This is a genomic window from Sulfuricystis thermophila, from assembly GCF_004323595.1.
GTDB classification, from domain to species: Bacteria; Pseudomonadota; Gammaproteobacteria; order Burkholderiales; family Rhodocyclaceae; genus Sulfuricystis; species Sulfuricystis thermophila.
In genome coordinates this window covers 1,186,295-1,203,191 of the sequence record NZ_AP019373.1, presented here as the reverse complement: position 1 = coordinate 1,203,191, position 16,897 = coordinate 1,186,295, and the positions used below count along the sequence as shown (strand labels likewise).

The window sequence follows — 16,897 nt, the reverse complement described above, 5'->3', positions numbered from 1 at the left end:
GTTTCGATCATCAAGACCAGAGGGGGACGTCCATGAAAATCGAAACGCTCGCCGTGCACGGCGGCTACAGCCCGGACCCGACCACCAAGGCGGTGGCGGTGCCGATCTATCAAACCACTTCCTACGCCTTCGACGACACCCAGCACGGCGCCGATCTGTTCGACCTGAAGGTCGCCGGCAACATCTACACACGCATCATGAATCCGACCACCGCCGTGCTCGAACAGCGCTTGGCGGCGCTGGAAGGTGGCGTCGGCGCGCTGGGGCTCGCCTCCGGCATGGCGGCGATCACCTATGCGATCCAGACCATCGCCGAGGCCGGCGACAACATCGTCTCGGTCGGTACGCTCTATGGCGGCACCTACAACCTGTTCGCCCATACGCTGCCGCAATACGGCATCGAGGTGCGCTTCGCCGACTACCGCGATCCGGCCGGTTTCAAGCCGCTCATCGACGCTCACACCAAGGCGGTTTATTGCGAATCGATCGGCAACCCCTTGGGTAACGTCGTCGATATCGCCGCGCTCGCCGAAGTAGCGCACGCCGCCGGCGTGCCGCTGATCGTCGACAACACCGTGCCGACGCCTTACCTGTGCCGCCCGTTCGAGCATGGCGCCGACATCGTCGTGCATGCACTGACCAAGTATCTCGGCGGACATGGCACCAGCATCGGCGGCGCGATCGTCGATTCCGGCAAGTTTCCCTGGGCCGAGCACAAGGCGAAATTCAAGCGCCTCAATGAGCCCGACGTTTCCTATCACGGTGTCGTCTATACCGAGGCGCTCGGCCCCGCCGCCTACATCGGCCGCGCGCGCGTCGTGCCGCTTCGGAACATGGGCGCGGCGATCTCGCCGTTCAACAGTTTCCTGATCCTGCAGGGCATCGAGACCCTGGCCGTGCGCATGGATCGCATCTGCGAGAACACGTTGGCCGTCGCAAACTTCCTGAAGAACCATCCGAAAGTCGGCTGGGTGCGCTATGCCGGTCTGCCCGACCACCCCGAACATGCGCTGGCGCAAAAATACATGGGCGGACGTGCCTCGGGTATCCTGACCTTCGGTGTCAAGGGAGGTGCTGCGGCCGGCGCCCGCTTCCAGGATGCGCTGAAGCTGATCACCCGCCTGGTCAATATCGGCGACGCCAAGAGCCTCGCCTGCCATCCGGCCAGCACCACCCACCGCCAGCTCTCACCGGCAGAGCTCGCAAAGGCCGGCGTCTCGGAAGACATGGTGCGGCTGTCGATTGGACTTGAGCACATCGACGATTTGCAGGCCGATCTGGAGCAGGCGCTCGCAGCAGCGTAAGACCGTTTCGGCGCCGCTTTGCGAGTCGCCCAAAAGCAAAAAGCCGCCCCGGGATACGGGACGGCTTTTTCGTGTCTGGTAGGCGGTATTGGAATCGAACCAACGACCTCCACGATGTCAACGTGGCGCTCTAACCAGCTGAGCTAACCGCCTGAACGAGCCGCGCATTCTAGACGAATCGCGTTTGCTGTGCAATGCGGCGGACAACATTTTTTGCTACCCTCGCGCCATGGAAGCCTCTCCCTCGGTCTGCTGCCAATGCGGCGCCTGTTGTGCGACTTACCGCGTCACCCTCCCCCGCGTCGAGCTGGCCAGCCACCCTTCGGGCTGGGTGCCCGACGGGATGACGGAACCCTACACGCCGACGACCGCCTGCATGCGCGAACATCCCGACCTGCCGGGACGCTGCATCGCCTTGGCCGGAGTCGTCGGGGAAAGCGTCCGCTGCACGATCTACGAACGGCGTCCGGCGGCCTGTCGCGATTTCGCCCCGTTCTCCGCACTCGGCATCGGCGACGAAGCCTGCGACGAAGCCCGGCGCCGCCACGGGTTGCCGCCACTTGGCGGGCTATAATCCGCTCCGGTTAAGAGGCGTGGCCGAGTGGTTTAAGGCAGCGGTCTTGGCGCAAGCGGGGCGCGCTAGTGAAGGCTAAGGAAACGCTGAAGAAGTCGTCGCGAGCGGCCGGAGGGCAAGGCGCACGGAGCGCAGGATGCGAGACATATCAAAGTGATAGGCGAGCATCCGAGCACCGCGCAACACAGCCATCCGGTCGCGCAGCAGACTTATTGAGTGTTTCCCTAATGCGCGTAGCGCGTTATGCCGGAACTAAAACCGCCAGTAGTTTTCGTCGTTTGGAGTTTGGAGGCGTGGCCGAGTGGTTTAAGGCAGCGGTCTTGAAAACCGCCAGGGGCATCCCCCCTCGTGAGTTCGAATCTCACCGCCTCCGCCAGCATGGGTCGAAATCATGAGCCACAAACATCTTCATCTATTGCGCAGCCTGTTTCAGGATCCACCGAGCGGCAACATCCACTGGCGCGAGATCGAATCACTGCTCCATCACCTGGGCGCAAGCGTGGAGCCGGTACATGGTGCTCGGTTTCGCGTGGTGCTGAACCGCCACGAGTATTTCCTCCATCATCCGCATCAAGGCAGCGTGTTCGGACGGCAGGACATCAAGCATCTGCGCGAATTCCTGGCGCGCGCCGGAGTCAGTCCCTCGAGCTACGAAGCCCAGCACGAAGCGGGCGAAAAAGCATCCTGAGCGGTTTAGCGCGCGGCGGCCAGCAACGGGTCGCGCAAGCGGGCGAAATTGGCTGGCGCGACGTATTGCAGCACCTCTTTGCCTTTGGCATCGATCCGGATATCGAGCCCCCTGTCGGCATAGAGCCAATGGCTGATGTTTGCGTCGAGACGAATTCTTTCACTGGGCGCACCGAAGCGTTGCATGACGACATCCTCGGTGAGATTCGCCGCGGGTATGAAAGTGATGCCGGCAATGCGCGCCCGGCGCAGTTCCTGCAGATCGGCATCGGCAAGCGTGATGCGCCGCGACGCGTTTTCCGTCACCTCAGCCTTGACCGCGCGCTTCAGCATGGCTTCACGTTCCGCTGGCGTGGTTTCCAGTGTCAGGATCATCTTCCCGGTAATGGGGCCGACGTGTGCGCTGTCGTAATAAGCCTCGACCGAGCCGGACTCCCCTTGGGCAGCGATCAGGGCAATCTGGACATCGGTGCCGAACTGCCGGTAAGCATCCTCCAGTATGCTCTCGCCCAGCGTCAGGCCAAAGACGCGCGAGCCGCCACCGGGCAATGTTTCGATGCGCCAGGGCAATTTAGCCTCGTCATCGGTTGGCGCTCGCTCGCCACCGGAGATGAACAGCAAGGGGATTGCCAACAGGGCGAAGACGATCGCGATGAACAGCGCGATCGATTTGAGCAATCTCATGTCTGCGCCGGCGCGACGCGACTGCGGCGCAGAATTAAAGCGAACGCAACAGGGCGTAGGTGCACATCGACACCAGCGCGTCCGGGAAAATGCCGAACAACGCAATGGCAGCGCCATTCACGCCGAGCAGGAAGCGCATGTCCAAGCCCGCCTCCAAGGGCGCAACATCCGCCGGCGGATCGAAGTACATGTACTTGACGACGCGCAGGTAGTAGAAAGCGCCGATCAGCGAGAACAACACCGCGAAAATCGCCACCCACAGATAGCCGGCATCGATGACGGCAAGCAGGACGGAGAATTTCGCAAAGAAGCCGACGAAGAAAGGCACGCCGGCCATCGAGAACATCACCGCCAGCATCACCGCAGCGAACAACGGGCTGCGCTGATTGAGCCCTTTGAAATCGTCGAGGTGCTCGGCCTCGTAGCCGGCGCGCGACAGCAGCAGCACGGTGCCGAAGGCGCCGAGCGACATCAGCACGTAAGCCACCACGTAATACATCGCCGAGCTGTAGGCGTTCAGCGCAAAATGCTTGTCGGGACCGACCACGCCGCTGGTCAGCGCCAGCAGCAAAAAGCCCATGTGCGAAATCGCCGAATAGGCCAGCATGCGCTTGAGGTTGGTCTGGGCGATCGCGACCAGGTTACCAAGCGCGATCGACAGCACCGCCAGCAGCATCAACATGCTCTGCCAATGCTCGGCCAGCTCGAACAGGCCATACACCAGCATGCGCATCGCCATCGCGAAAGCAGCCAGTTTCGGGGCCGAGCCGATCAGCAGCGTGATCGGCGCCGGCGCGCCCTGATAGACATCGGGCACCCACATGTGGAAGGGCACGGCGCCGAGCTTGAAAGCTAACCCAGCGACGATGAACACCAGGCCGAAGACCAGCACTGTCTTGTTGGCGACGCCCAAGTGCAGCGCCTGGGCAACGCCGCCGATCTCCAGCGTGCCGGTTGCGCCATACACCATCGACATGCCATAGAGCAGCAAGCCGGAAGCCAGGGCGCCGAGGACGAAGTATTTCATCGCCGCCTCGGTGGCGCGCGGCGAATCCCGATCGATCGCCACGAGCGCATACAACGACAGCGAAAGCAATTCCAGCCCGAGATAGATGGTCAGGAAGCTCGCCGCGGAAATCATCACCATCATGCCGAGCGTCGCGAACAGCACCAGGACGTAGTATTCGCCCTTGTCGAGACGGCGCGCTACCAGATAGTCGCGGCTATAGACGATCACGACGATCACTGCCAGATAGAGCAGGATCTTCAGGAAATCACCGAACAGGTCATCGACGAACATGTTGCTGAACGTCAGCACCACCTGGCCATCCATCGTCCGATAAGTGATAAGCAGGCAGCCAAAAAGCGTGAGCAAGGTCAGGGCCGCGCTCAGCCAGCGGCGCGCGGGAGAAAGCATCGCGTCGACCAGCAGGATGACGCAGGCCATGGCCGCGAGGAAGAGCTCCGCTGCGGCCGGGTAGAGGTCGGGCGTGATGAAATGGTTGAGCATCGTTTATCTCGTCGCCGCCAGGTTGATCAGAGTTTGCTCACCGCGACGTGCTTGAGCAGGTTATCCACCGAGGCGTGCATCACTTCGGTGAACGGGAATGGGTAGACGCCCATGGCCAGCACGCAGAGCGCCAGTGCCGCCAGGAACAGAAACTCGCGCGCGTTGATGTCGGTAAGCTCGGCGACATGCGCATTGCCGACCGGACCGAAGATCACACGCTTGTACATCCAAAGGGTGTAGGCCGCCCCCAGCACGAGGGTCGTCGCGGCGGCAAAGCCGATCCAGAAATGGTATTTGATCGCGCCCAGAGCGACCATGAACTCACCGACGAAGCCGGAAGTTGCGGGCAGACCGGCGTTCGCCATCGCAAACAGCATGAAGAAACCGGCGAACTTCGGCATGCGATGCACCACGCCGCCGTAATCCGCGATCAGACGCGAATGCATGCGGTCGTACATCACGCCGACGCACAGGAACATCGCCGCCGAGACGAAACCGTGGGAAATCATCTGCACCAGCGCCCCTTCGAGACCTAGCGGGTTGAAGATGAAGAAACCCAGCGTGACGAAGCCCATGTGCGAGATCGACGAATAGGCAATCAGCTTCTTCATGTCGGCCTGCACCAGCGCGACGAAACCGATGTAGATGACGGCGATCAGCGACAGCGCGATGATCAGCGGCGCGAAATAGTGGCTGGCATCCGGCGTGATCGGCAGCGAGAAACGCAGGAAGCCATAGGCGCCGAGCTTCAGCATGATCGCCGCGAGCACCACCGAGCCGCCGGTCGGGGCCTCGACGTGGGCATCGGGCAGCCAGGTATGCACTGGCCACATCGGCACTTTCACGGCAAAGGCCGCCAGGAAGGCGAGGAACAGCAGGAGCTGCGGGGTCATGCCGATCTTCAGCTGGTGCCAGTCGAGCAGGTTGAAGCTGCCGCCGGAGGCGAGGAACAGGTAGATCAGCGCGATCAGCATCAGCAATGAGCCGAGCAGTGTATAGAGGAAGAACTTGAAGGCCGCATAGACGCGATTCGGCCCGCCCCAGATGCCGATGATGATGTACATCGGGATCAAGGACGCCTCGAAGAAGACATAGAACAGCATCGCGTCGAGCGCGCAGAAGATGCCGTTCATCACGCCGGACATGATCAGGAAGGCGCCCATGTATTGCGCCACCTTTTCCTTGATCACTTCCCAGCCGGCGATCACCACGAGGATGGTGATGAAGCTGTTGAGCAGGATGAACAGCAGGGAAATGCCATCGACGCCGAGGAAATATTCGATGTTGAAACGCGGCATCCACGGGCGCTGCTCGACGAACTGCATGCCCGCCTGGGTGACGTCGAAACCGGCATACAGCGGCAGGGTCACGGCGAAACCGGCGATGGCGGTCATCAGCGCCGCCCAGCGCGCCAGGTTGTGCGCATTGCCGGCGGCAAACACCACGAAGGCGCCGAGGATCGGCACCCAGATGGCCAGGCTAAGGAGATGAGAACTCATTGCGTCGGTTCCGTCAGGCTCGGTTCATCCAGAGGGTCAGCAGCACGAAGACACCGATGATCATCGAGAAGGCATATTGATAGATGTAGCCGGATTGGATCAGACGCACGGCGCTGGCAAACCAGCCGACCAGGCGCGCCGAACCATTGACCGCCACACCGTCGATGAGCGTCTGATCACCGCCTTTCCAGAGCAGGCGGCCGATGGCACGCGCGCCGCCGGCGAAGAACCATTCGTTGAATTCGTCGAAGCCGTATTTCTTTTCCAGGATCGTGGCGAGGATGCCGGATTTCCGTTTGATCACCGCCGGCAGCTCCGGCCGCACGAGATAGAGATACCCTGCCAGGCCGGCCCCCGCGATGGCCAGCCAGAAAGGCAGGGTCGTCACGCCATGGGCGATCATCGCCATGACGCCATGGAATTCCTCGGCCATCGTTGCCATGCCCGGATGTGCGGCACTATCGATGAAGATCGCATTGCCGAACCAGCCGCCATAGAGCATCGTGCCGATCACCCAGCCGGAGGCGATCGCCGGGATCGCCAGCAGGATCAACGGCACCGTGACGACCTTGGGCGATTCGTGCGGCTCATGCACTGCGCCATGACCATGACCGTGCCCATGTTCGCCGTGACCATGCGCTTCACGGAAGCGCTCCTTGCCGTGGAAGGCGAAGAAGACGAGGCGGAAGGAATACAGGCCGCCGACGAACACGGCCGCCAGCGCGCAGAAATAGGCGAAGCCTGCGCCCGGCACGTTGGCGAGATGCACCGCCTCGATGATCGAGTCCTTCGAGAAGAAACCAGCGAACGGCGGCAGACCGGCGTTGGCGAGCGCGCCGATCAGCACGGTCGCATAGGTGATCGGCATGTATTTGCGCAGACCACCCATCTTGCGCATGTCCTGTTCATGGTGCATCGCGATGATCACCGAGCCGGCGCCGAGGAACAGCACCGCCTTGAAGAAGGCGTGTGTCATCAGGTGGAAGATCGCCGCCGAGTAGGCGGAGGCGCCCAGCGCCATCGTCATGTAGCCGAGCTGCGAGAGCGTCGAGTAGGCGACGACGCGCTTGATGTCGGTTTGCACGATCGCGATCAGCGCCATGAACAGCGTCGTGATCGCACCGACGACGATCACCATGGAAAGTGCCGTGTTGGAGAGCTCGAACAGCGGCGACATGCGCGAGACCATGAAGATGCCTGCGGTCACCATCGTCGCGGCGTGGATCAGCGCGGAAATCGGCGTCGGGCCTTCCATCGAATCGGGCAGCCAGACATGCAGCGGAAACTGCGCCGACTTGCCCATCGCGCCGATGAACAGGCCGATGCAGATCGCGGTGATCAGCGGCCAGCCGGTGACGGCTTCGGTCATCGCGGCCAGATCTTTCGCCTTGCCGAACACCGTCGCGTAATCGAGGCTGCCGGCATAGGCAGCGACGAGACCGATGCCGAGCAGGAAACCGAAGTCGCCGACCCGGTTGACCAGGAACGCCTTCAGGTTCGCATACACCGCCGAAGGGCGCACCGACCAGAAGCCGATCAACAGATACGAGACGAGGCCCACCGCCTCCCAGCCGAAGAACAGCTGCACGAAGTTGTTGCTCATCACGAGCATCAGCATCGAGAAGGTAAACAACGAGATGTAGGCGAAAAAGCGCTGATAGCTGTTCGTGCCGGCGCGGCTGTCGGCTGGCCAGTTTTCTTCGTCATGCGCCATGTAGCCGATGGTGTAGATGTGCACCATCAGCGAGACGAAGCTGACGACGATCATCATCACCGCGGTGAGCGGGTCGATCAGAAAGCCGATCGAGAGCTTTAGGCCGCCCGATTCGAGCCAGGTATAGACATCGCCGTTGAAGGTATGGCCAGCCATCACGTCCCGGAAGATCAACAGGGAGGCGATGAAGGAGACCGTCACGCCGAGGATCGTCACCCAATGGGCACCGCTGCGGCCCACTGTTTTGGAAAACAGGCCGGCGATGATCGCGCCGATCAGCGGCGCCAGCGGCACGATGAGGTAGAGCAGTTTCATTTCCCCTTATCCCTTCAGGCTGTCGAGATCATCGACGTGGATGGTCGACAGGTTGCGGAACAGCACGACGAGGATGGCCAGACCGATGGCGGCCTCGGCCGCGGCGACGGTGAGGATGAAGAACACCGCGAGCTGCCCGGCCAGGTCGTTCAGATAATGGGAAAAGGCGACGAAGTTCAGATTCACCGATAGCAGCATCAGCTCGATCGCCATCAACAATACGATCAGGTTCTTGCGGTTGAGGAAGATGCCGACCACGCTGATCGCGAACAGGATCGCCGAGAGGATCAGATAGTGGGAAAGCGAAAGGGTCGTCAGACTCATTGCCCGCCCTCCTTCGTCTCCGCTGCTTGTTCGACAGGCGTGTCCTTTTCGACCGCCATCTTCACCAGCCGCACGCGATCCTCGCGCCGGATATGGATTTGCGTCGACGGCTTCTGATACTTGGTGTCTTTACGGCGGCGCAGGGTGAGATGCACGGCGGCGATGACGCCCACCAGCAGGATCACCGAGGCCAGCTCGAACGGATAGACGTATTCGGTGTAGAGCAGACGCCCGAGTTCGCGGGTATTGCTGTAGCCATCGGGCAGGGTCTGACCGGGCAGCGCCTCGACACCGAAGTATTTGCCGCCGAGTACCAGGCTCATTTCGACCACCATCAGCACGCCGATCATCGCGCCGAGCGGCAGATAGCTCCAAAAACGATGGCGCAGGCGGTCGAGGTCGATATCGAGCATCATGACGACGAACAGGAACAGCACCATCACCGCGCCGACATAGACCATCACGAGCAGGATGGCGAGAAATTCCGCCTGCAGCAGCATCCAAATGCCGGCGGCGTTGAAGAATGCCAGCACCAGATAGAGCGCGGCATGCACCGGGTTGCGGGCGGTGATCACCCGCAGCGCGGCGAACAGCATGATCGCCGCGAACATGTAGAAGATGAAGGTCTTGAATTCCATGGCCGCGCTCTACCGGTAAGGCGCATCGAGCTGACGACGCCGGGCGATCTCTTCCTCGTAGCGGTCGCCGTTCGCCAGCAGCATCTGCTTGGTGTAATACAAATCGCCGCGCGTCTCGCCGTGATATTCGAAGATGTGTGTTTCGACGATGGCATCGACCGGGCAGGCCTCTTCGCAGAAACCGCAGAAGATGCACTTGGTCAGATCGATGTCATAGCGGGTCGTGCGCCGCGAGCCATCTTCCCGCACGGCCGATTCGATGGTGATCGCCATCGCCGGGCAGATCGCCTCGCACAACTTGCAGGCGATACAACGTTCCTCGCCGTTCGGGTAGCGGCGCAGGGCATGCAGGCCACGGAAACGGAAACTCTGCGGCGTCTTCTCATCCGGATACTGGACGGTGATCTTGCGGGCGAACAGATAGCGCCCGGTCAGCGCCATGCCGGCAAGGAAGTCCTTGAGAAGGAAGCCGCCGATGAAGTCCTTGAGCGCACCCATGGTGGTCAGTTCCAGATGTTGAGCGGCGACATCATCCAGACACCGACGAGCAGGATCCAGACGATGCACCAGGGAATGAAGACCTTCCAGCCCAGCCGCATGATCTGGTCATAGCGGTAACGCGGGAAGGAGGCGCGGAACCAGAGGAACAGGAATAGCAGGAACGAGATCTTCAGCACCAGCCAGCCCAGACCATCGGGCAGGAAACCCACCGGCGACAGCCAGCCGCCGAGGAAGAAGATCGAGGTCAGCGCCGAGATCAGGATCATGTTGCCGTATTCGGCGAGGAAGAACAGCGCGAAGGCCATGCCCGAATACTCGACCATGTGGCCGGCGACGATTTCCGATTCCCCTTCGACGACGTCGAACGGCGCCCGGTTGGTTTCCGCGACGCCGGAAACCAGGTAGATCACGAACATCGGCAACAGCGGCAGCCAGTTCCAGGACAACAGGCCAAGCCCCATGTCGGCGAAGCGGCCTTTGGCCTGGGCATGCACGATGTCGCCGAGATTGAGGCTGTTCGAAACCATCAGTACGGTGATCAAGGCCATGCCCATCGCGATCTCGTAGGAAATCATCTGCGCGCCGGCACGCATCGCACCGAGGAAGGCATATTTCGAGTTCGAGGCCCAGCCGGAAACGATGATGCCGTAGATGCCCAGCGAGCTCACCGCGAGCAGGTAGAGCACGCCGGCATCGACGTTGGCGATCACCTTGCCGTCGTCGAACGGCACCACCGCCCAGGCCACCAGCGCAGGCGCCAACGCCAGGATCGGGCCGGTGAAATAGAGGGCTTTGTTGGCCTTGGTCGGCGTGACGATTTCCTTGAACACCAGTTTCAGCGCATCGGCGATCGGCTGTAGTAGACCGATTGGCCCGACGCGGTTCGGACCGATGCGCACGTGCATGTAGGCGATCACCTTGCGCTCGAAATAGGGCAGATAGGCGACCGAAACGATCACCGGTACCAGCACGGCGACGATCTTCAGCAACGCCCAGATCGCCGGCCAGATGGGGGCTACCGTCGGCCAGGCGCTGCCGAGGGCGGATTGGAAGAATTGCAGGAACTGGGCTTCCATCATGCGCGCTCCACGTTCAGGGTGCCGAACAGCGGACCGAGCGCCACCGTCGTCGCATGGGCCGCGGCGATACGCACGCACTCGTCCGGCACGCCGGCATCGAGCCGGGCGACGAGATCGACTGCCGTCCCGCCAGCGCCGACTTTCACTCCGTCTCCGTCGGCCAGTCCCAGTTTCGCCAGCGTCGTGGCGTTCATGCGCGCCGTCGGCGGCGCGGCATCATGGGTGGCCAAGAGGCTCGGCGCGCGGCGCACCAACGGATCGGCGAAATGGATCGGCACATCGGCGATGCGCTGCAGCCCTTGGCTGACGGCGGAAAACTCATAGGTACCTGGTTTGACGGCATTGTCGAGACCGGTGACGAATTCGTCTGCGCCGCCGAGCACTTCATTGCGCACCTCTTCCGAACTCGCGTAATCGAAGCCGGCGAGATCCAGCAGATTGCCCAGCACGCGCAGCACCTTCCAGGCCGGCCGTGTCTCGCCCAAGGGCTTGCAGACGGCATGGAAACTCTGCGCGCGGCCCTCGGTATTGACGAAGGTGCCGGAAGTCTCGGTAAACGGTGCGACGGGCAGCAGGCAGTCGGCATACTCGAATGCCGCCTGCGACTTGAACGGCGAGAGCACGATGACACTCTTCGCTTGACGCAACGCGGCCAACGCCGCCGCACCATCGGCGCAGTCGAGTTCGGGTTCGGCGCCGAGCAGCAAATAGGCTTTGCGCGGCTCGGCGATCAGTCGCGCGGCATTCAGCCCTCCCTGGCGGGGATGGGCGCCGGCCACATAGCCGCCGACACTGTTGGCCGCCTCACCGAGGAAACCCCATTTCGCGCCGAGCAGTCCGGCGAGCTGCTGGGCGAGACGTTCGAGCGTCGCTGACTGCGGATGCTGCTGGGCGAAGTTGCCGAGCAGGATGCCGACGTTCGCGCCGGAGACGAGGCTGGCAGCGATCTTGCGTGCCGTCTCACCAGCGCCGACTTTTGCGAACTCGGCACCGAGCGGAGCATTCTTGAGTTCAGCTACCGCCTTGACGACTTCGGCGAACAGCGTCGGCAGCTGCGCCGGCGCGGCGATCGATTTGGCGAAGAGCTTGATGAACAGCTCGTCGTCGGCCGCATGCAGGATCGACACCTGGGCGCCCTTCTTCGCGCTCTGGCGCAGGCGCTGGGCGATCAGCGGATGATCCTTGCGCAGGAAACTGCCGACCACCAGCACGCGATCGAGCGCGCCGATCTCGGCGATCTTCATGCCCAGCCAAGGGATACCGGCTCGCTGGCCATCGAGGCTGAAATCGCTCTGGCGCAGGCGGAAATCGAGATTGTCGGAACCCAGTCCGCGCATCAGCTTCGCCGCCAATGCCATTTCTTCCAACGTCGCATGGGGGCTGACGAGGGCGCCGAGCGAGTCGGCGCCGTGATCGCGGGCGATGTCGCGCAATGCGTGCGCGGCGTAATCGAGCGCGGCGTTCCACTCGACTTCGCGCCACTGGCCGCCCTGCTTCACCATCGGGCGCGTCAGTCGTTCCTCGCCGTTGAGCGCCTCATAGGAAAAACGTTCCTTGTCGGAGAGCCAGCACTCGTTGATCGCCTCGTTTTCGCGCGGCAACACGCGTTTCACCTTGTCATGCAGCACCTGCACGATCAGATTGCTGCCCAGGCCGTCATGCGGACTGACCGACTTGCGCCGCGACAGCTCCCAAGTGCGCGCCGCAAAGCGGAACGGCTTCGAGGTCAGCGCCCCGACCGGACAGAGATCGATGACGTTGCCAGAAAGTTCCGAATCGAGCGTCTGGCCGAGGAAAGGCATGATCTCGGCGCGATCGCCGCGATAGGCCTGGCCGAGCTCCATGTAACCCGCGATCTCCTGGGTGAAGCGCACACAGCGCGTGCAGTTGATGCAACGCGTCATGTCGGTCGCCACCAGCGGACCGAGGTCTTTGTTGCTGACGACGCGCTTTTCTTCCTGGAAGCGCGCGTGCCCGCCGCCATAGCCGACCGCGAGGTCCTGCAGCTGGCATTCGCCGCCCTGGTCACAGATCGGGCAGTCGAGCGGATGGTTGATCAGCAAAAACTCCATCACATCGCGCTGCGCCTTGACGGCCAGCGGCGAGTGCGTAAACACCTTCATGCCTTCGGTGACGACGGTCGCGCAGGCCGGCATCGGCTTGGGCGCCTTCTCGACCTGCACCAGGCACATGCGGCAGTTTGCAGCAATCGAGAGCTTCTTGTGATAGCAGAAATGCGGGATGTAAATGCCGGCAGAGCGCGCGGCCTCGAAGACCGTCGTGCCCGGATTGACCTGCAGCGGCTTGCCGTCGATTTCGATGTTCAGCATGTCGCCCCCGCCATCAATCGCGTGTGGAAGGTACTGCCCGCCCGCTGCACCTCGGGCGGCACCAGGCAGCGCTTGTGTTCGATGTGATAGGCGAATTCATCGCGGAAGTGTTTGACGAAACTGATCACCGGCAGGGCCGCGGCATCGCCGAGCGCGCAGATCGTCCGGCCCATGATGTTCTTCGCCACGTCGTCGAGCAGCTCGAGATCCTCCGGCCGTCCTTGGCCATGCTCGATACGATGGATCATCTTGTAGAGCCAGCCCGTTCCTTCGCGGCAGGGCGTGCATTGCCCGCAGGATTCCTCGTGATAGAACCTCGACAGCCGTTCGAGCGCCTTGACCATGCAAACCGTCTCATCCATGACGATCACCGCACCGGAACCAAGCATCGAGCCCGCTTTGGCGATCGAATCGTAATCGAGCGTGCACTCCATGATGATCTCGGCCGGCAGCACCGGCGCCGAGGAGCCGCCGGGAATCACCGCCTTGAGCTTCCTGTCGCCGCGCATCCCACCGGCCATCTCGAGCAGCTTGGCAAACGGCGTGCCCAGCGGCACTTCGTAGTTGCCGGGTTTATTGACGTGGCCCGAGACGGAGAACAGCTTGGTACCACCGTTGTTCGGCTTGCCAAGATCGAGGAACGAATGGCCACCATTGCGGATGATCCAGGGGATCGAGGCGAGCGACTCGGTGTTGTTGATCGTCGTCGGACAGCCGTAGAGACCGACGTTGGCGGGAAAAGGCGGCTTGTAACGCGGCTGACCCTTCTTGCCTTCGAGGGATTCGAGCAGCGCCGTCTCTTCGCCGCAAATGTAGGCACCCCAGCCGTGATGCGCATAGAGCTCGAAATCGAAGCCCGAGCCGAGGATGTTCTTGCCCAGATAGCCGGCGGCGCGCGCCTCGTCGAGCGCTGCTTCGAAACGCTGATAAAGCTCGAAAATTTCGCCGTGGATGTAGTTGTAGCCGCGGTTCGCCCCCATCGCGTAGCCGGCGATGATCATGCCCTCGATCACCGCATGCGGATCGAGACGCAGAATGTCGCGATCCTTGAAAGTGCCGGGCTCGCCTTCGTCGGTATTGCAGACGAGGTATTTCTCGCCCGTGGCATTCTTGGGCATGAAGCTCCATTTGAGGCCAGTCGGGAAACCCGCCCCGCCGCGGCCGCGCAAGACCGAAGCCTTCACCTCCGCGATCACCTGCTCCGGGGTCATCTGTTCGGCGAACAGTTTTTTCAAAGCCTGATAACCGCCCCGCGCTTCGTAATCCTGCAGATGCCAGCCGCTATCGCGGTTCAGATCGCGCACGTCGGGCTGGTGCCAGCCGGCGGTGAGAGTCGGATTGATGCTGTCGAGAATCGCCATTTATTTGCACTCCGCGAGCAGCCGGTCGATTTCCTCGGGCGTCATGAAACAGCGCATACGCACATCATTGACGAGCATTACCGGCGCATCGCCGCACGCTCCCATGCACTCGCCCTCCTTGAGCGTGAACTTGCCATCGGGCGTGGTTTCGTTGAAGTCGATGCCGAGTTTCTCTTTCAGATAGTCGGCCGCATGTACGCCACCCGACAGGGCGCAGGGCAGATTGGTGCACACCGTGATCTTGTATTTGCCGACCGGCGCCAGGTCGTACATGTTGTAGAAGGTCGCCACCTCATAGACCGCCATTTCGGCCATGCCGAGGTATTTCGCCACGAAGGCGATGGTCTCGGGCGCCAGCCAGCCTTTTTCCTCCTGGGCGAGTCGCAAGGCAGCCATGACCGCCGACTGCTTCTGGTCGGACGGGTATTTCGCGATTTCGCGATCGATTTTCTGCAGCGTGGCTTCGCTCAACATGACTTATCTGTCCACTTCGCCAAACACGATGTCCATCGTGCCGATGATGGTGACCACGTCGGCGATCATGTGGCCGCGCGCCATTTCGTCCATCGCCGACAGGTTCTGGAAAGCGGGCGAGCGCACCTTGACGCGGTAGGGTTTGTTGGCGCCATCCGAAATCATGTACACCCCCAGCTCGCCCTTGGCATGCTCGATCGCGGCGTAGGTCTCGCCCGGCGGCACATGGATGCCTTCGGTGAAGAGCTTGAAATGGTGGATGAGCTCTTCCATGTTGGCCTTCATCTTCTCGCGCTTCGGCGGAGCCACCTTGACATTGTCGACCATCACCGGACCCGGGTTCTTGCGCAGCCAGTCGACACACTGCTTGACGATCCGGTTGGACTGGCGCATTTCTTCCATGCGCACGAGGTAACGGTCGTAGCAATCGCCATTGACACCGACCGGCACGTCGAAATCGAGCCGGTCATAGACCATATAGGGCTGTTTCTTGCGCAGGTCCCAGGCGATACCCGAACCGCGCAGCATCGGCCCGGTGAAACCGAGTTGTAGCGCACGCTCAGGCGAGACGACGCCGATGCCGACGGTGCGCTGCTTCCAAATGCGGTTGCCGGTCAACAGAGTTTCGTATTCGTCGAGATAGCGCGGCAACCGGTTCGTGAAATCCTCGATGAAATCGAGCATGGAGCCTTCGCGCGCAGCATTCAGCTCCTTGACGGTCTTCTCGTCCTTGAACTTGTTGACCGTGTATTTGGGCATGCTGTCCGGCAAATCGCGATACACCCCACCCGGCCGGTAATAGGCGCCATGCATGCGCGCACCGGAGACTGCTTCGAGCATGTCGAGGATGTCCTCGCGCTCGCGGAAGGTGTACAACACCATCGCCATCGCGCCGATGTCGAGGGCGTGCGTGCCGAGGTTGAAGAGATGGTGGAAGATGCGCGTCAGCTCGTCGAACATCACGCGGATGTATTGCGCGCGGATCGGCACCTCGATGCCCAGCAACCTTTCGACGGCGAGACAAAAGGGATGCTCGTTGATGAACATCGAGGTGTAATCCATCCGATCCATATAGGGCAGGGATTGCACCCAGGTGCGATGTTCCATCAGCTTTTCGGTGGCGCGGTGCAACAGACCGATGTGCGGATCGGCACGCACCACCACTTCGCCATCGAGTTCGAGCACCAGTCGCAACACCCCGTGCGTCGCCGGATGCTGCGGCCCCATGTTGACCGTATAGTTCTTGATCTCAGCCACGGTCGTCGCTCACCTTTCCATAGTTTTCTTCGCGGATGATGCGTGGCGTCACCTCACGCGGCTCGATGGTCACGGGCTGATAGACCACGCGACGCTGTTCCGGGTCGTAGCGCATCTCGACATAGCCATGCACCGGGAAATCCTTACGGAACGGATGGCCGACGAAACCGTAATCGGTCAGGATGCGCCGCAGGTCGTCATGGCCTTCGAACATGATGCCGAACAGATCGAAGGCCTCACGCTCGAACCAGTTGGCGCTGCTCCACAGCGGCGTCAGCGAAGCGACCACCGGAAACGCATCATCCGGCGCAAAAACACGCAACCGTAAGCGCCAGTTATGGGTCAGCGAGAGCAAATGACTGACGGCGGCGAAGCGCGGCGAACGTCCGGCGCTGAAATCGACGAGGTCCGTCCGGCCATAGGTCACGTAATCGACACCACACAGATCGAGCAACTGCTCGAAGCGCAGCTCCGGATGATCGCGCAGCGTCTTGGCGACCTCGAAATAGTCAGCGGCAGCGACTTCCAACGTAACCTCGCCGCCTGCCAAGGTGAGATTCTGGATGCGCCCGACGAAGATTTCGTTCAGGCGATTGCACAGCCGTTCCAGCTTGGCGCTCATGATGATTTCAGAGATTTCGCAAAC

The 16,897-nt window shown here is 61.8% G+C and carries 16 protein-coding genes and 2 tRNA genes; 4 read left to right on the top strand and 14 right to left on the bottom strand.

The features are described 5' to 3' along the window. Nucleotides 1–32 precede the first annotated feature (32 nt). The gene (locus tag M52SOB_RS06090) at nt 33–1,304 is read left to right on the top strand and encodes a bifunctional O-acetylhomoserine aminocarboxypropyltransferase/cysteine synthase (protein ID WP_131111046.1); all 1,272 of its coding nucleotides are present in this window, start codon (nt 33–35) and stop codon (nt 1,302–1,304) included. A gap of 76 nt (nt 1,305–1,380) precedes the next feature. On the opposite strand, the gene M52SOB_RS06085 is transcribed toward M52SOB_RS06090, so the two are convergent. Further along, nucleotides 1,381–1,457: transfer RNA gene (locus M52SOB_RS06085), tRNA-Val, on the bottom strand. 76 nt (nt 1,458–1,533) lie between these two features. On the opposite strand from M52SOB_RS06085, the gene M52SOB_RS06080 reads away from it, so the two are divergent. The 3 genes from M52SOB_RS06080 (at nt 1,534) to M52SOB_RS06070 (ending at nt 2,566) form a co-directional block, all read left to right on the top strand. Further along, on the top strand, nt 1,534–1,878 hold the full coding sequence (locus M52SOB_RS06080; protein ID WP_131111045.1) for a YkgJ family cysteine cluster protein: 345 nt from the start codon (nt 1,534–1,536) through the stop codon (nt 1,876–1,878). A gap of 287 nt (nt 1,879–2,165) precedes the next feature. Further along, a tRNA-Ser gene (locus M52SOB_RS06075) sits at nt 2,166–2,254 on the top strand. A 15-nt stretch (nt 2,255–2,269) separates the two neighbouring features. After that, nucleotides 2,270–2,566, top strand: coding sequence for a type II toxin-antitoxin system HicA family toxin (locus tag M52SOB_RS06070; RefSeq protein WP_131111044.1), 297 nt, complete (start codon nt 2,270–2,272; stop codon nt 2,564–2,566). Nucleotides 2,567–2,571: 5 nt separating this feature from the next. Here the strand turns inward: M52SOB_RS06070 and M52SOB_RS06065 are convergent, their stop codons facing one another. Genes M52SOB_RS06065 through M52SOB_RS06005 form a run of 13 tightly spaced genes read right to left on the bottom strand, consistent with a single transcriptional unit; the run spans nt 2,572 to nt 16,873 of the window. Further along, on the bottom strand, nt 2,572–3,249 hold the full coding sequence (locus tag M52SOB_RS06065; RefSeq protein WP_131111043.1) for a hypothetical protein: 678 nt from the start codon (nt 3,247–3,249) through the stop codon (nt 2,572–2,574). A 34-nt stretch (nt 3,250–3,283) separates the two neighbouring features. Beyond that, nucleotides 3,284–4,759, bottom strand: a complete 1,476-nt coding sequence (gene nuoN / locus M52SOB_RS06060; protein ID WP_131111042.1) for an NADH-quinone oxidoreductase subunit NuoN — start codon at nt 4,757–4,759, stop codon at nt 3,284–3,286. 26 nt (nt 4,760–4,785) lie between these two features. Then, the gene (locus M52SOB_RS06055) at nt 4,786–6,258 is read right to left on the bottom strand and encodes an NADH-quinone oxidoreductase subunit M (RefSeq protein ID WP_131111041.1); all 1,473 of its coding nucleotides are present in this window, start codon (nt 6,256–6,258) and stop codon (nt 4,786–4,788) included. A 13-nt stretch (nt 6,259–6,271) separates the two neighbouring features. After that, a complete protein-coding gene (gene nuoL, locus M52SOB_RS06050) occupies nt 6,272–8,287 on the bottom strand; it encodes an NADH-quinone oxidoreductase subunit L (RefSeq protein WP_131111040.1) in 2,016 nt (671 codons plus the stop codon). A gap of 6 nt (nt 8,288–8,293) precedes the next feature. Then, nucleotides 8,294–8,611 carry an NADH-quinone oxidoreductase subunit NuoK gene (gene nuoK / locus M52SOB_RS06045; RefSeq protein ID WP_131111039.1) on the bottom strand — a complete coding sequence of 106 codons (318 nt, stop codon included), beginning with the start codon at nt 8,609–8,611 and terminating at the stop codon, nt 8,294–8,296. After that, nucleotides 8,608–9,249: an NADH-quinone oxidoreductase subunit J gene (locus M52SOB_RS06040; protein WP_131111038.1), complete on the bottom strand. Its 642-nt coding sequence runs from the start codon at nt 9,247–9,249 to the stop codon at nt 8,608–8,610. Before M52SOB_RS06040 ends, nuoK begins: the two co-directional genes overlap by 4 nt. 9 nt (nt 9,250–9,258) lie before the next feature. Continuing rightward, nucleotides 9,259–9,747, bottom strand: a complete 489-nt coding sequence (gene nuoI, locus M52SOB_RS06035; protein WP_131111037.1) for an NADH-quinone oxidoreductase subunit NuoI — start codon at nt 9,745–9,747, stop codon at nt 9,259–9,261. 5 nt (nt 9,748–9,752) lie between these two features. Then, entirely contained in the window at nt 9,753–10,826 is a 1,074-nt protein-coding gene (gene nuoH, locus M52SOB_RS06030) for an NADH-quinone oxidoreductase subunit NuoH (RefSeq protein WP_131112454.1), read from the bottom strand. Further along, entirely contained in the window at nt 10,826–13,159 is a 2,334-nt protein-coding gene (gene nuoG, locus M52SOB_RS06025; RefSeq protein WP_131111036.1) for an NADH-quinone oxidoreductase subunit NuoG, read from the bottom strand. Before nuoG ends, nuoH begins: the two co-directional genes overlap by 1 nt. Further along, entirely contained in the window at nt 13,153–14,520 is a 1,368-nt protein-coding gene (gene nuoF / locus M52SOB_RS06020) for an NADH-quinone oxidoreductase subunit NuoF (protein WP_131111035.1), read from the bottom strand. Before nuoF ends, nuoG begins: the two co-directional genes overlap by 7 nt. Then, the gene (gene nuoE, locus M52SOB_RS06015) at nt 14,521–14,994 is read right to left on the bottom strand and encodes an NADH-quinone oxidoreductase subunit NuoE (protein WP_131111034.1); all 474 of its coding nucleotides are present in this window, start codon (nt 14,992–14,994) and stop codon (nt 14,521–14,523) included. A 3-nt stretch (nt 14,995–14,997) separates the two neighbouring features. Beyond that, complete coding sequence (locus M52SOB_RS06010) at nt 14,998–16,251, bottom strand: NADH-quinone oxidoreductase subunit D (protein WP_131111033.1); 1,254 nt, start codon at nt 16,249–16,251, stop codon at nt 14,998–15,000. After that, nucleotides 16,244–16,873 carry an NADH-quinone oxidoreductase subunit C gene (locus tag M52SOB_RS06005; protein WP_131111032.1) on the bottom strand — a complete coding sequence of 210 codons (630 nt, stop codon included), beginning with the start codon at nt 16,871–16,873 and terminating at the stop codon, nt 16,244–16,246. The genes M52SOB_RS06010 and M52SOB_RS06005 overlap by 8 nt, the downstream gene beginning before the upstream one ends. Between the last annotated feature and the right edge of the window lie 24 nt (nt 16,874–16,897).

Coding starts and splice junctions, on each gene's coding strand:
- nuoK (WP_131111039.1), bottom strand. CDS start 8,611: ATGAGTCTGACGACCCTTTCGCTTTCCCACTATCTGATCCTCTCGGCG.
- M52SOB_RS06090 (WP_131111046.1), top strand. CDS start 33: ATGAAAATCGAAACGCTCGCCGTGCACGGCGGCTACAGCCCGGACCCG.
- nuoH (WP_131112454.1), bottom strand. CDS start 10,826: ATGGAAGCCCAGTTCCTGCAATTCTTCCAATCCGCCCTCGGCAGCGCC.
- M52SOB_RS06040 (WP_131111038.1), bottom strand. CDS start 9,249: ATGGAATTCAAGACCTTCATCTTCTACATGTTCGCGGCGATCATGCTG.
- nuoE (WP_131111034.1), bottom strand. CDS start 14,994: ATGTTGAGCGAAGCCACGCTGCAGAAAATCGATCGCGAAATCGCGAAA.
- M52SOB_RS06005 (WP_131111032.1), bottom strand. CDS start 16,873: ATGAGCGCCAAGCTGGAACGGCTGTGCAATCGCCTGAACGAAATCTTC.
- nuoL (WP_131111040.1), bottom strand. CDS start 8,287: ATGAAACTGCTCTACCTCATCGTGCCGCTGGCGCCGCTGATCGGCGCG.
- M52SOB_RS06065 (WP_131111043.1), bottom strand. CDS start 3,249: ATGAGATTGCTCAAATCGATCGCGCTGTTCATCGCGATCGTCTTCGCC.
- nuoG (WP_131111036.1), bottom strand. CDS start 13,159: ATGCTGAACATCGAAATCGACGGCAAGCCGCTGCAGGTCAATCCGGGC.
- nuoF (WP_131111035.1), bottom strand. CDS start 14,520: ATGGCGATTCTCGACAGCATCAATCCGACTCTCACCGCCGGCTGGCAC.
- M52SOB_RS06080 (WP_131111045.1), top strand. CDS start 1,534: ATGGAAGCCTCTCCCTCGGTCTGCTGCCAATGCGGCGCCTGTTGTGCG.
- nuoI (WP_131111037.1), bottom strand. CDS start 9,747: ATGGGTGCGCTCAAGGACTTCATCGGCGGCTTCCTTCTCAAGGACTTC.
- M52SOB_RS06055 (WP_131111041.1), bottom strand. CDS start 6,258: ATGAGTTCTCATCTCCTTAGCCTGGCCATCTGGGTGCCGATCCTCGGC.
- nuoN (WP_131111042.1), bottom strand. CDS start 4,759: ATGCTCAACCATTTCATCACGCCCGACCTCTACCCGGCCGCAGCGGAG.
- M52SOB_RS06070 (WP_131111044.1), top strand. CDS start 2,270: ATGAGCCACAAACATCTTCATCTATTGCGCAGCCTGTTTCAGGATCCA.